Annotated in this window: 11 protein-coding genes; 9 read left to right on the forward strand and 2 right to left on the reverse strand. The window is 38.7% G+C overall.

From position 1 onward, the window contains the following. The first annotated feature begins 28 nt into the window (after positions 1 to 28). Both BM146_RS01745 and aroC read left to right on the forward strand, forming a co-directional pair. The gene (locus BM146_RS01745) at positions 29 to 1,087 is read left to right on the forward strand and encodes a lactonase family protein (RefSeq protein ID WP_074883449.1); all 1,059 of its coding nucleotides are present in this window, start codon (positions 29 to 31) and stop codon (positions 1,085 to 1,087) included. Between the two features lie 60 nt (positions 1,088 to 1,147). Further along, positions 1,148 to 2,248: a chorismate synthase gene (aroC, locus tag BM146_RS01750; protein ID WP_074883452.1), complete on the forward strand. Its 1,101-nt coding sequence runs from the start codon at positions 1,148 to 1,150 to the stop codon at positions 2,246 to 2,248. Between the two features lie 176 nt (positions 2,249 to 2,424). Here aroC and BM146_RS01755 read toward each other — a convergent pair whose 3' ends face one another. Together BM146_RS01755 and BM146_RS01760 are read right to left on the reverse strand one after the other, a co-directional pair. Then, a complete protein-coding gene (locus tag BM146_RS01755; protein ID WP_177201563.1) occupies positions 2,425 to 3,555 on the reverse strand; it encodes a HipA domain-containing protein in 1,131 nt (376 codons plus the stop codon). Between the two features lie 76 nt (positions 3,556 to 3,631). Continuing rightward, complete coding sequence (locus tag BM146_RS01760; protein WP_074883458.1) at positions 3,632 to 4,483, reverse strand: hypothetical protein; 852 nt, start codon at positions 4,481 to 4,483, stop codon at positions 3,632 to 3,634. A 268-nt stretch (positions 4,484 to 4,751) separates the two neighbouring features. On the opposite strand from BM146_RS01760, the gene BM146_RS01765 reads away from it, so the two are divergent. The 7 genes from BM146_RS01765 (at position 4,752) to ilvB (ending at position 13,856) form a co-directional block, all read left to right on the forward strand. Next, a complete protein-coding gene (locus tag BM146_RS01765; protein WP_074883462.1) occupies positions 4,752 to 5,894 on the forward strand; it encodes a M15 family metallopeptidase in 1,143 nt (380 codons plus the stop codon). A 12-nt stretch (positions 5,895 to 5,906) separates the two neighbouring features. Continuing rightward, on the forward strand, positions 5,907 to 7,088 hold the full coding sequence (gene tgt / locus BM146_RS01770; RefSeq protein ID WP_074883465.1) for a tRNA guanosine(34) transglycosylase Tgt: 1,182 nt from the start codon (positions 5,907 to 5,909) through the stop codon (positions 7,086 to 7,088). A 111-nt stretch (positions 7,089 to 7,199) separates the two neighbouring features. After that, positions 7,200 to 7,556, forward strand: a complete 357-nt coding sequence (yajC, locus tag BM146_RS01775; RefSeq protein WP_022775618.1) for a preprotein translocase subunit YajC — start codon at positions 7,200 to 7,202, stop codon at positions 7,554 to 7,556. Positions 7,557 to 7,637: 81 nt separating this feature from the next. Further along, on the forward strand, positions 7,638 to 8,735 hold the full coding sequence (gene leuB, locus BM146_RS01780) for a 3-isopropylmalate dehydrogenase (RefSeq protein ID WP_074883468.1): 1,098 nt from the start codon (positions 7,638 to 7,640) through the stop codon (positions 8,733 to 8,735). Then, entirely contained in the window at positions 8,713 to 10,407 is a 1,695-nt protein-coding gene (locus BM146_RS01785; protein ID WP_074883471.1) for a glycosyltransferase family 39 protein, read from the forward strand. The genes leuB and BM146_RS01785 overlap by 23 nt, the downstream gene beginning before the upstream one ends. A gap of 48 nt (positions 10,408 to 10,455) precedes the next feature. Further along, positions 10,456 to 12,126: a dihydroxy-acid dehydratase gene (ilvD, locus tag BM146_RS01790; RefSeq protein ID WP_074883862.1), complete on the forward strand. Its 1,671-nt coding sequence runs from the start codon at positions 10,456 to 10,458 to the stop codon at positions 12,124 to 12,126. 50 nt (positions 12,127 to 12,176) lie between these two features. After that, the gene (ilvB, locus tag BM146_RS01795; RefSeq protein WP_074883474.1) at positions 12,177 to 13,856 is read left to right on the forward strand and encodes a biosynthetic-type acetolactate synthase large subunit; all 1,680 of its coding nucleotides are present in this window, start codon (positions 12,177 to 12,179) and stop codon (positions 13,854 to 13,856) included. Positions 13,857 to 13,875 lie beyond the last annotated feature (19 nt).

Consider the following 13,875-nt stretch of genomic DNA (forward strand, 5'->3'; position numbering starts at 1 on the left):
ATACGTAATTCTAGGAGGCAAACTGGTAATGGCTGTTAAAGATAAATACGTAGCTTATGTATCAAGTTATACATCCGGACTTGGCACAAAGTATGGAATTAGAATTTATGATGTAGATCTTGAGAATGGAAGACTTTATGAAAAGCAGAAGGTTGAAATAACCAATTCTTCTTATATTGGAATTTCTCATGATAATAAAACTCTTTACTCCATAACTGATGCAGGAGTAGAGTCTTATCATATTCTTCCTGACGGAAGTCTTGAATTTTTGAATGAGGCTTCTATCAATGGTATGCGTGGCTGCTATCTCAATATGGACCAGAGCGATAAGTTCCTTATTACTGCCGGATACCATGATGGAAAGGTTACAATACTAAGACTTAATGAAGATGGAAGCATCGGTGAGATCACTGATGAGAAATATCACAAGGGCCTTGGTACTGCAGCGGGACGTAATCATGTTCCTCATGTTCAGTGCATAAAGGTAACCAAAGATAACAAGTATCTTCTTGCAGCAGATCTTGGAATGGACAGGATAAATGTTTATTCACTTGATATGGAAACAGGAAAGATAAAAGAAGTTGATGTGATCCACTGCGATCAGGAATCATCACCAAGACATATGCAGTTCTCAAAGGAAGGTAAATTCCTTTATGTTTGTCTTGAGCAGAAGTGCTCTATAGAAGTTTATTCTTATGAAGATAAGAACGGAGATCCTGAATTTGAAAGGATTCAGTCAGTATCAACTTCTGAAGAGGCTGATTCAATCGGTGTTGCAAGCAGCGCTCTTACATTCTCAGAGGACTACAATTATCTTGTAAGTTCAACAGCAGGTGAAAACAATGCACTTGTATTTAAAGTAGATAAAGAGACAGGACTAATCACTAATAAGATTCAGCTTCCTGTTGCAGGTGAGTATCCTAAAGATGCAGCTCTTTTCCCTGACAACAAGCACCTTGTATCTCTTAATCACGAGTCAGATTCGCTTACATTCTTTACGGTTGATATGGACAAGGGATCAATGGTCATGAATGGACCAGAACTTCCTGTTTCAAGACCTAACTGTATTGTTTTCCATAAACTTTAATTCTTGAAATCAGAGCCTTCGCCAAGGTGCGAGGGCTTTTGGCTTATATTGGGAGGAAATATGTCAGGATCTGTATTTGGTAAAAATATAAAGATGTCTACCTGGGGAGAGTCACACGGAAAAGCACTTGGGGTAGTGGTCGATGGATTTCCGGCTGGAATGGAGCTTGATATTTCAGATATTCAGAAGTTTCTTGACAGGAGAAAGCCTGGAACGTCTCCTGCAACAACACCTAGAAAAGAGGATGATGCTGTTGATATTCTTTCCGGCGTTTTTGAAGGAAAGACAACAGGTACACCAATTTCTCTTATTGTAAAAAATACTTCCCAGAGATCTCAGGATTATAGCGAGATCGCACAGTATTACAGACCGGGACATGCGGATTTTGGCTTTGATGAAAAGTATGGATTTAGAGACTACAGAGGCGGTGGAAGATCCTCTGGTAGAGAGACAATTGGAAGAGTTGCAGCAGGTGCTATTTGCAGCAAACTCCTTAATGAGATGGGCATTAAAGTTATGGCGTTCACCAGAGCAATTGGTGATGTCGAGATTGATGAAAAGAAATTCGATGAAAAGAATATTCTTTTGACTCCGACAGCAATGCCTGATGCTGAAGCAGATAAAAGAGCGATGGAACTTATTTCCAAGTGTAAAGAAGAAATGGATTCTGTAGGTGGAGTGGTAGAATGCCGTGTTACAGGTCTTCCTGCAGGAGTTGGAGAGCCTGTGTTTGATAAGCTCGATGCTGTTATTGCTCATGCTGTTATGAGTATAGGCGCTGTTAAAGCAGTTGAAATAGGTGATGGTACGAGAGTATCAAAATACCACGGATCAGAAAATAATGATGAGTTTGTGATGAGTGATAGTTCTGTTGAAAAAAGAACTAATCATGCTGGTGGTATTCTTGGTGGTATTTCTGATGGAAGCGAAATTGTAATCAGAGCTTATTTCAAGCCGACTCCGAGCATTGCAAAGACTCAGAATACAGTTAATAAGTCAGGAGAAAATATTCAGGTGAGTATCCATGGGCGACACGACCCTGTTGTAGTTCCAAGGGCGGTTGTAGTGGTTGAAAGCATGTGTGCTCTTTGTACACTGGATCTTTTGATGTCAAATATGCTCTCAAAAGCAGAGAATATAATTGGATTTTATAAGAAATAATCGGAAATTAAAAAAGAGGAGCCTTGTGTTGTGAAACAAAGGCTCCTTTACTGCTTTTTTATTATGCAATAAACACGAAAGCGTCGGTTGAGAATGTACAAATTAATGTTGATAATGGCTTTTCTGAAAAATTTTCCTCATTGATCTTATGGCAAAGAGCCTTGCAACTTTGATTGTCAAAAATCTTTATAATTAGGATTTGGCCTTTGTTTAACATATGGCACTTCATCCAAATAGTAGTACATTTCTCTGTCGTAACTTATTGGAATATCATGCTGGAACTCCAGGAAAAGATCCAGCTTATTACTGTAGGAGTCTGCTATCATTTTGGCCTTTGGGCTATCAATGCCGTGTTCAATATAGTATTTTTTTACTTTTAACGGTGTTGGCAGAAGCGAAGCGTTGACTAAAGTTTTGTTATGTACTAACTGAAGTCTGTTTATCTCAAGCTTATCGATTCCATTATCTTCTAAACGTAGTAGTGATGCTCTGTTCATGTACTGTGGGATGTCAAAAAACATGGAATTTCCGTTATCGTATATTGGAGCCATTGAGACGAACTTGAGAGTATCAGGATCTCTTAGTATTCCAAAATTATCCCAGTGTCTGTCTGCGTTTGTAGTGATAAAATCAATCATGATCATATAATCTAGAAAGCCTTGCACATAGCCGCGGTCTAAACCATTGTTTATGCAGATATCAATGAATTTATTTAACTCTGTTGAGGAATCATATGATTCCTCATTTTTATATCCTCCGGTAACTTGAAATGCTGTGATTAGTTCCAAGTGTTCATCGGTAAAAAAGTGGCATCTGCTATATTTATTAACTTCAGAGCCCTCGCCAAGGATTTCATAAGGTGTATATCCACTAAATCCCTGTTGACTATGAACCAAGGATACAAATGATTCATTAACATTTTGGATGCCATTGGCATATTTTGGATTGCTCAACTTATCCAAAAACCATTTCCCTTTTATGTTTATGGCTTTTTTGTCCAAGGATCCGTTTAATGCTGCATCTGGTGAGTTTGAATAATGTGCTCTTCCCTCACCACTGTGAAAATGTATTGTTTTATTCCCGTTTTTAAAGAGATTAACTTCTTCCCATAATAAAGTAAGTTCTGCAGGACATATCCAATATGTATCGGTAAGGCTTAACCCCAGGTTTTTCATTAGAAGTTCTGAAGGAGAAGAGCAGTCATATGCCTTTAGAAGGGAAAGAAGATGCTCTCTCCCTTCTGGAATTGAGCGCTGTTTCCACCAGTCATATAAATGCCTGCTTTTGGTTGAACCAAGGTAAGGCATATGCATAGGATTGATGATGTGGTGATTCATGATTTCACCATCATTGTTTAATTGCAAAATTGCAACATCTATATCTTTATGTTTCAGTATGAACATTCTGTCTTCGTTCATAATATTTTGATACCCCTTTTTCGAAATTAATCTGATTTATGTATTTTTCTACAAAAAAGCCCATTCGAGCACATTCTGCATCAAATTTGGAGGAACTGTCGCTAAAATATGGTTCATATTGCAATTCATATTTTTTCTTTTGATGATAAAAAGTAATGGTGTAATCGGTGGAATTCTTTTTAAAGCTGTATTTAATTCCGGAGTTTGTCTGTGATACAGTAGGTTGTTTTTTACTTTTTACAGGATAGAGATCATGTGATGATATAAGCTGCTTGTTGCAGTCATTGTCAACAATAAGACCGGCAGTGGTCATGTAATCAGCTATTTTATCGATGGATGATTCGTTGACATATATCATGTTTACTTTGTGAAGCATTTTTTTGCCGTAATAATAAATTACATAGCAGTCATTATCTTTCGAATACTGCAAATAAAAAAGGAGATTATGGCTCGGACTGATTCCCATAGCATTTTCAAGTATTTTTTCGTTGCGTTTATATGGAACAATCATAGAGTCCGGACATTGTATGTTATCAAGAAGTGTCAGGTCTTCCTCAATTTCGTGAAGCCGTTTTTCAAGATCCTGCCGTGAATCAAAACACTGTTTGCATAGTTTTTTCTTGTCTTTTGATAGATAAACAGAGACAAGGCGGTAATGTGCATCTTTAAATTGCAGATACTCGCTTTTATTACCACGGATATTCTTAACAGAAATATAACCTGGGATGGAGTATTTTTTTGAGAGACATTGAAGAAATGCCTTTTCTGATAAAAGAGAAGATTTAGTTTTGATTAGAAAGTCTTTTAATTCGCTCATAAACAACCTCATAATATAATGGTGTACAATTATTGTAGGGTGTTTTTAGGGATGAGTCAATATATCTCTGGTCATCATCTGATGGCCGGAGGCATTTTTACAATTATTATTTGGTTAGCTTTTAGAAAAAATATGCAAAAATAGTGAATTTTATGTGAATAAGTTATATAATAACTTTTAGATGCCAAAGAAAACGGCCTTTTGCGTCTAACATATCATCATAAGTACAGTCAGCGCTTGATATCCGAAATAAGAGGGGATTTCCGATATGAATGCCAGTAACTTGCAGAGAAAGTTATCTCATAAGGAAAAGATAATTTTCAATGTTCAAAAATTTAATAGAAAACATAAGGCTCTTTCCTTTTTAGGACTTGCCTATGCAATAATATCAATTACAGGCTACAACTTTTTATTTTATTTCTATAGCAATGCAAAGAGATTTATAAGTCTTGCGTGCATCCTGCTTTTCTTTGTATCAAGTAGTAGTTTTTCTTATCCTGCAATGTCTCTTAATATCAGCTTTGAGTCTGATATGAATATTGATGGTTATACAGGTGACTCTGCGGGGGAACTGTCTGAACTTATTGACTACGAGTCTCAGGCGGAACTATCAATGACTACGGTTGATGAAGCTATCATTGAAGAGGCTAGGGAGGAGAGTGTTAATCCTGATGCCACTGAAGCAGAGCATACGATTTCTGAAAATAAGGCTACATTATCAGAAATTTTGGCTGCGACAACAAATGCTTCAGATGATGAGGAAAGCGTTAATGAAGCTTTATCTGAAAGCACAGATGAAGAGGTTCCGCTTTCTGTTGCTATTCCTGAGTATTCTTTTTCCAGTGATGACTGGCAGATTATTCTTGTAAACAAGCAGCATCCTATACCTGATGATTATGAGGTTTCACTTGGCGCTATCAATGGTTCAATGAAATGCGATGAAAGGATCATTTCGCCACTTCTTGAAATGATGAGAGCAGCCAGCCGAGATGGAGTTGGGCTTATCATTTGTTCTCCATACAGAGATATGGAACGTCAGACTATGCTTTTTACTAATAAAGTTGACAGGTATATGAATGGCGGAATGTCTTATATGGATGCATATAACTTGGCTTCTCAGGCTGTAACCGTTCCCGGATCTTCAGAGCATCAGATCGGACTTGCTATAGATATTATCTGTGATGGATATTCAAGCCTCGATGAAGGCTTTGCAGATACAAAAGCCGGAAAGTGGCTTGCTGAAAACAGCTATAAATATGGTTTTATCCTTCGATATCCTTTGGGAAAAGAGGATATAACAAGCATAGAATTTGAACCATGGCATTTCAGGTACGTGGGAGTTGATGCTGCCACAGTCATGTATGAGAATGGCATGTGCCTTGAAGAGTTTTGGAGCACTTATGTTAATTGATCGAGGATTTTTATGTATAAGATTTTAAAAAAAGATGGAAATGCCAAAAGGGCTGAATTTACTACGGTTCATGGAACTGTACAGACTCCTGTATTTATGAACGTTGCAACTGTTGCAGCTATTAAGGGTGGTGTTTCCACAGAGGATCTTGAAGGGATAGATACACAGGTTGTCCTTTCAAATACTTATCATTTGCACTTGAGACCGGGCGACGAGCTTGTTTACAGGATGGGCGGACTGCATAAGTTTATGTCGTGCAACAAGCCTATATTGACTGATTCAGGCGGATTCCAGGTCTTTTCTCTTGCCAAAACACGTAAGATCAGGGAAGAAGGCGTGTATTTCCATTCTCACATTGATGGCCACAAGCTCTTTATGGGGCCTGAAGAGAGTATGAGAATACAGTCACACCTTGGCTCTACTATAGCTATGGCGTTTGATGAGTGCCCTTCTGCAAAGGCGGAGCACGAATATGTTCAGATGTCCGTTGACAGAACTACAAGATGGCTTCTTAGGTGTAAGAAGGAGATGGATAGACTTAACGGCCTTGAATATACTGTAAACCCGCATCAGATGCTTTTCGGAATCAATCAGGGTGCAATATTTGATGATATAAGGATTGAGCATGCAAAACGTATAAGCGAACTAGATCTTGACGGATATGCAGTTGGGGGTCTTGCAGTAGGTGAGTCCCATGAGGAAATGTATCATGTGCTAGATACGGTCGTACCATTTCTTCCTGAAAACAAGCCTACATATCTTATGGGAGTAGGTACTCCTGCTAATATCCTTGAGTCTGTAGACAGAGGCGTGGACTTCTTTGATTGCGTATATCCAAGTAGAAATGGCCGCCATGGTCACCTTTATACAAACAGAGGACATATCAATATTCTTAATGCCAAGTATGAGATGGATGACACTCCGATTGAAGAGGGATGTGGATGTCCTGCATGTCGCAGATATACAAAGGCATACATAAGGCATCTGCTAAAAGCAGGGGAAATGCTTGGTATGAGGCTTTGTGTGCTTCACAATCTCTATTTCTACAACCACATGATGACAGAAATAAGAGAGGCCATTGAAAAGGGAGAGTATAAGGAATACAAAAAGAGAAAGCTTGAGGGAATGCTTGAGTTTGACAGCGAAACCATCGCTGATGGCTATAATATCGCAAGAAACTGGCGCAAAGGTTAAGAAAAATCAAGGCAGTATTGATTTTTCTTAATGGATGTATATATTCTCTTGAATTTGATTTTTCTTTTTAGTATTATTGATTGGTATATATTACAAGTTTTGGAGGAAGGTATGGGATTATTTTTAACTACTGAATCTGCTGGCTCAAGCACAGCATTTATAACAACAATGCTTGTTTATGCTGCATTTATGGTTGCAATCTACTTCTTGTTTATGCGTCCTAACAGAAAAGAGCAGAAGCAGAAAGCTCAGGTACTTGCATCACTTGCAGTAGGCGATAGTGTTAGAACAACAGGTGGCTTTATTGGAACAGTTATTGATATCAATGATGATATGGTAATCGTAGAATTTGGTAACAATAAGAACTGTCGTATTCCTATGGTTAAGGAAGCAATTGTTGAAGTTGAAAAGCCTGAAGATGCAGTTGCAACTGCTGCTACAGATAGTAAGGATTCAAAGAAAAAATAATTGACAGATTTAAGCCTGGCCAAGGTGCGCCCTGGTCAGGCTTATTCTATAAGTGAATAAAACACAAAAAGGAGCATGGGGATGAAGCTTAATATTACATGTATTCCAGGTGATGGTATCGGACCTGAAATAGTAAAGGAAGCCAAAAAAGTTCTTGATAAAGTGTGTGAAAAGTATGGGCATGAAATATCTTATAAAGATGTATTGATGGGTGGTTGTTCTATTGATGCCTATGGCGTGCCTTTGACAGAGGAGACAATAGCTGCAGCTAAAGCTGCAGATGCTGTTCTAATGGGATCAATCGGTGGAGATACAAGTACATCTCCATGGTACAAGCTTGAACCGGCAAAGAGGCCTGAGGCTGGTCTTTTGGGACTTCGTAAAGCACTAAATCTTTTTGCGAATCTGCGTCCTGCTTATTTATATCCTGAATTAAAAGAGGCTTGTCCTCTTAAAAAAGAAGAAGCTGAAAAAGGCTTTGACATGCTCATTATGAGAGAGCTGACAGGTGGCTTATACTTTGGCGACAGATATACCAAAGAAGTAGATGGTGAGCTTGTTGCTACAGATACTCTTGTTTACAAAGAAAGCGAGATTCGTCGTATTGCAATTAAGGCTTTTGAAGTAGCAAGGAAGAGAAGGAGTTCTGTTATAAGTGTTGATAAGGCCAATGTTTTGGACTCTTCAAGGCTTTGGAGAAAAGTTGTTGAAGAAGTAAAAAAGGATTATCCGGACGTATCTCTTTCTCATATGCTGGTTGATAACTGTGCAATGCAGCTTGTAAAGAATCCCTCATCATTTGATGTTGTTCTTACTGAAAATATGTTTGGAGATATTTTGTCTGATGAAGCCAGCATGATCACCGGATCAATAGGAATGCTTCCAAGCGCGTCTTTAAATGATTCCAGTTTTGGATTATATGAGCCAAGTCACGGTAGTGCACCTGATATTGCAGGTAAAGATCTGGCAAACCCTATTGCCACAATTCTTTCCGCTGCGATGATGTTAAGATATTCATTTAATCTTGATAAAGAAGCTGATGCTATAGAAGAAGCAGTTAAGAAAGTTCTCAAGGAAGGCTATAGAACAAAAGATCTGTGCCTTAATGATGAAGATGCTTTTGAAATAGTCGGATGCGTAAAAATGGGGGATTTGATTGCTGAACGAATTAGCGGTTGAAAAGACTGAAAAGAAAATTTATGACATTTTGCCACATGAGCCTGAAACAATAGCCATGGCACTTCTGGTGATTGGTATGGGAGCTTATTATTTATGGCGAATGTTTGCCATAACTCCACAGTACGATGAGTTATATACCTATTATACTTTCATAAGCAAAGGGCCAATTTATGCTGCAATTCACTGGCCGCTTCCCAATAATCATGTTGGTTATTCGGTGCTTTCAGGTTTTGTTGATTATTTTGGGAATTCCTATTTTGGACTAAGGGGAGTTTCATTTGTCTGCGCCATAAGTAATCTGATACTTGTCTACAGAATCTGTAAGAAGTTTTTTTCCCATGGACTTCCTTTTGCAGCAGCTCTTTTATATGCCTCTATGCAGGTTATTAATGAATATAGTGTTCAGGGCAGAGGATATACGTTGGCGACACTTTGCTTTCTCTTATCCATATATTGTATATGTCAGATATGCAGCCTTGGTGAAAAAAGAATGTATTTGTACTTTTCGCTGTTTGGAGTTATCGTACTAGGCCTTTATACAGTACCAAGCAGCGTATACTGGGTTGTACCTGTAGGACTTTCCGGAGCTTTGTATCTTCTGATAAACGCTGTAAGAAGTAAAAGCGTATATGATAAGCCATCAGATAATATATACAGGAAAAAACTCATAAATCTTGTATTTTCGGGCCTGTTTGCTGCTGCCGGAACTACGTTTTTATACTCTGTAATATGGCTTGCAATTGGTTCTAATCTTCTTGTTAAGACTTCCGGGTCTGAATTCTATGGATGGACACACGGAGCAGTGCTTTTAAGATCTCCTATGAAAGCTCTTTTGACAGGAATTGATTACATGCTTTCACAGCCATACATACAAAGTCTGGAACCAAATGTTTTTTGGCAGAGATATATTGGTTGGAATTACAGCATGTTAAACTACATGCTTCCTGGAATGGTAATTGTACTGATCATATTCATTCTGGCTGGAATGGCCTGTATGATCTATGAATGCATAAAGCATTTCGAATATAGCAGGACGGTAATAAATCTTATTGCCATCGTAAATCTTTTGTTTATAGGTGTAATGCTTATTCTTCAAAAGAAATTACCTTATCTTAGAGTTTTTGGATATAGCAGTTTTATTGTTGTCTTATGTGTGTGCTCTGTTTTTGAGAGACTGATAAATGTACATATCAGGATATACAATAGAAAAATATCAGGCTTAAGCGGTGAAAACGCTGCGTCTAAAGAAAATGAGATCATTTCCCGCGAAGGAAAGTGGTACTTTGGACTTGGGGTTTACATTCCTACAATTTGTATTGCAGTTTTGTTCCTGCTTAGAGTTACAAGCTCTGACTTTAACTGCCAGCTTGGATATAGAGAAAACGAATTGTTCAATACACTTTATATTGCGGATGTGACCAAGAAAAACAATCCGGCTGTTTTGGACTGTGATCAGCAGTACCTTATGAAATTTGGCTGGGACATTGATTGTACCAAGACAGATGTTGACGGTGCAGATATGGTTATCGTTGATAAGGATATGCTTCAAAGCGGTTATAGTGGCGAGGATTTTTGGAAATTCTATCAGACTCATGAGACGATAAATTGGGATTATTTAAAGTCCATGAGAGTTATATATGAAAGTGAAGATTTTATTTTGTATGTGAAATAATTAAATTTATTATAATTTTTGTTTATATAGGAGGAGAATATCATGACAATGAACAGCGACAGAGTTATGAAAGGACTTCAGCAGGCACCACATAGAAGCCTTTTTAACGCACTTGGTTTTACCGAAGAAGAGAGAAGAAAACCCCTAATTGGTATTGTTAGTTCTTATAACGAAATCGTTCCGGGCCATATGAACCTCGATAAGATTACAGAAGCAGTTAAGCTTGCTGTAGCTGAAGCAGGCGGTATGCCTGTTGTAGTCCCTGCAATTGCGGTATGCGATGGAATTGCTATGGGTCACATTGGCATGAAGTATTCTCTTGTAACAAGGGATCTTATAGCAGATAGTACAGAGTGTCTTGCAAAAGCCCATGCCTTTGACGGTATGGTATGTATTCCAAACTGTGATAAGAACGTGCCTGGACTTTTGATGGCTGCTGCAAGAGTTAATATTCCTACTGTATTTGTTTCCGGCGGTCCTATGATGGCTGGAAGAGTAGATGGACACAAGACATCACTGTCATCTATGTTTGAGGCTGTTGGCAGTGTTTCTGCAGGGAAAATGACAGAAGAAAAACTCTGTGAATATGAAGAAAAGGCTTGTCCTACATGTGGTTCATGTTCAGGTATGTATACAGCCAATTCCATGAACTGCCTTACAGAGACGATCGGAATGGGCCTTCCTGGAAATGGAACAATTCCTGCTGTATATTCTGCAAGGATCAGACTTGCTAAACATGCAGGCTATGCTGTTATGGACCTTGTTAAGAAAGATATCAGACCAAGAGACATCATGACAAAGGATGCGTTCATGAATGCGCTTACTCTGGATATGGCACTTGGCTGTTCTACAAACACAATGCTTCATTTACCTGCAATTGCTCATGAAGCCGGAGTTGAGCTTAATATGGAGATTGCAAATGAAGTATCAGGCAGAACTCCAAATCTTTGTCACTTAGCTCCTGCTGGCCCAACATACATGGAAGACTTAAATGAAGCAGGCGGTGTTTTGGCTGTAATGTCAGAACTTGTTAAAAAGAACCTTCTTAATACAGACGCACTTACTGTTACAGGAAAGACTATTGGAGAGAATCTTGCAGGTGTAAAGAACCTTAATCCTGAGGTTATCAGACCAATAGAGAATCCTTATATGCAGTCAGGTGGAATTGCTGTTCTTAAAGGAAACATTGCGCCTGACACAGGCATTGTTAAAAAATCAGCTGTTGTTCCTGAAATGATGACTCATGAGGGACCGGCAAGAGTATTTGATTGTGAGGAAGATGCAATCGCAGCAATCCTTGGCGGCAAGATTGTAGCAGGAGATGTTGTGGTTATCAGATATGAAGGACCTAAGGGCGGCCCTGGAATGAGAGAGATGCTCAATCCTACATCAGCTATTGCCGGTATGGGGCTTGGATCATCTGTAGCTCTTATTACAGACGGACGTTTCTCTGGCGCAAGCAGAGGTGCTTCCATAGGACATGTATCTCCTGAAGCTGCAGTTGGCGGACCTATCGCGCTTATTGAAGAAGGAGATATCATCAGCATTGATATTCCTAATAACTCTCTTAATGTAAAGGTTTCTGATGAAGTTCTTGCTGAGAGAAGAAAGAACTGGAAGCCTAGAGAGCCTAAGGTAACTACAGGATATCTTGCTCGTTATCGTGAGCTTGTAACTAGTGGTAACCGTGGAGCTATCTTGGAAATTCCAAGAGCTTGATTGTTCTAATATTATTGAATAAGACTACTGAAAGTAAGGAGTTTTTTATCATGCAGTTAACTGGAGCACAGATTGTTTTAGAGTGTCTTAAGGAACAAGGCGTTGATACGGTTTTTGGTTATCCCGGCGGAACAATTTTAAATATTTATGATGAACTATACAAACAGCAGGATGATTTTTTGCATATCAGAACATCGCATGAGCAGGGGGCTGCTCATGCGGCTGATGGTTATGCAAGGTCTACCGGAAAGGTTGGAGTCTGCATGGCAACTAGTGGCCCGGGCTCTACCAATCTTGTAACAGGTATCGCAACTGCTTATATGGATTCTGTTCCTATGGTTGCAATTACCTGTAATGTTAACCTTCCTCTTTTGGGTAAGGATTCATTCCAGGAAGTGGACATTGCAGGCATTACTATGCCTATTACTAAACATGGCTATATTGTAAAGGATGTAAAAGAGCTTGCAACAACCCTGAGAAAAGCTTTTAAAATCGCAAAAAGTGGAAGACCAGGTCCTGTGCTGGTTGATATTACCAAGGATGTAACACAAAAGAGCTGTGATTATAAAACTGTTACTCTTTCTGAAGAAAAAAGAAAGATTACATATAATCATGATGATATTCTGACCGCAATAAAGATGATAAAAGCATCTAAAAGACCTTTTATCTATGTTGGTGGCGGCGCAGTGATATCAGGAGCTTCTGAAGAACTTAAAAATTTTGCGCACACTGTTGATGCGCCGGTTTGTGACACTTTGATGGGAAAGGGCGCTTTTGATGGTACTGATGAGCTTTACACAGGTATGATTGGTATGCATGGCACGAAGACTTCAAACTTTGGAGTAAGTGAGTGTGATCTTTTGATAACTCTCGGTGCGAGATTTTCTGACAGGGTTACCGGTAATGCCAAGACTTTTGCCTCTAAAGCAAAAATCCTTCAGATTGATATTGATGCAGCAGAGATAAATAAAAATATCAGAACTAATTTTGCAATTGTGGGTGATCTTAAAGAGGTCCTTTCAGCCATAAATGAGGAGCTTCCTGTCATGAATCATTCTGAATGGCTTGAAAAGATTAGTGATTATAAAAAGAAATATCCATTAAAATATGAGACTGATAAGCTTACTTGTCCTTACATTGTTGAAGAACTTGATAAACTTACCAAGGGCGAAGCAATCATATCAACTGATGTAGGACAGCATCAGATGTGGGCGGCTCAATATTATAAGTTTAGGCATCCAAGAACATTTTTGACTTCAGGTGGACTTGGAACAATGGGCTATGGTCTTGGCGCATGTATCGGAGCAAAAGCAGGTAATCCGGATAAGCTTTGCGTCAATATTGCCGGAGATGGTTGTTTTAGAATGAATATGAATGAGTTGGCGACAGCTTCAAAGTATAACCTTCCGATTATTGAAATTGTTATTAATAACAATGTACTTGGAATGGTCAGACAGTGGCAGACACTGTTTTATGAAAAGCATTATTCTCAGACAATCTTTGAGGACAAGGTTGATTACTGCAAGGTGGCTGAAGCTCTTGGATGTGCTGCTTTCAGAATTACCAAGAAGTCTGAAGTGGTTCCTGTTCTAAAAAAAGCTATAAACGCAGGCAAACCTGTCGTAATTGATTGTATAATAGAGGAAGATGATAAGGTGTTCCCTATGGTTCCTGCAGGAGCATCTATCAGTGAAGCGTTTGATGCAGGTGATCTTGCTTCAAAAAAATAAAAAATGAAAAGTGATTTTG

It is taken from the genome of Butyrivibrio proteoclasticus, assembly GCF_900115735.1.
In the GTDB taxonomy this organism is placed as follows: Bacteria; Bacillota; Clostridia; order Lachnospirales; family Lachnospiraceae; genus Butyrivibrio; species Butyrivibrio proteoclasticus_B.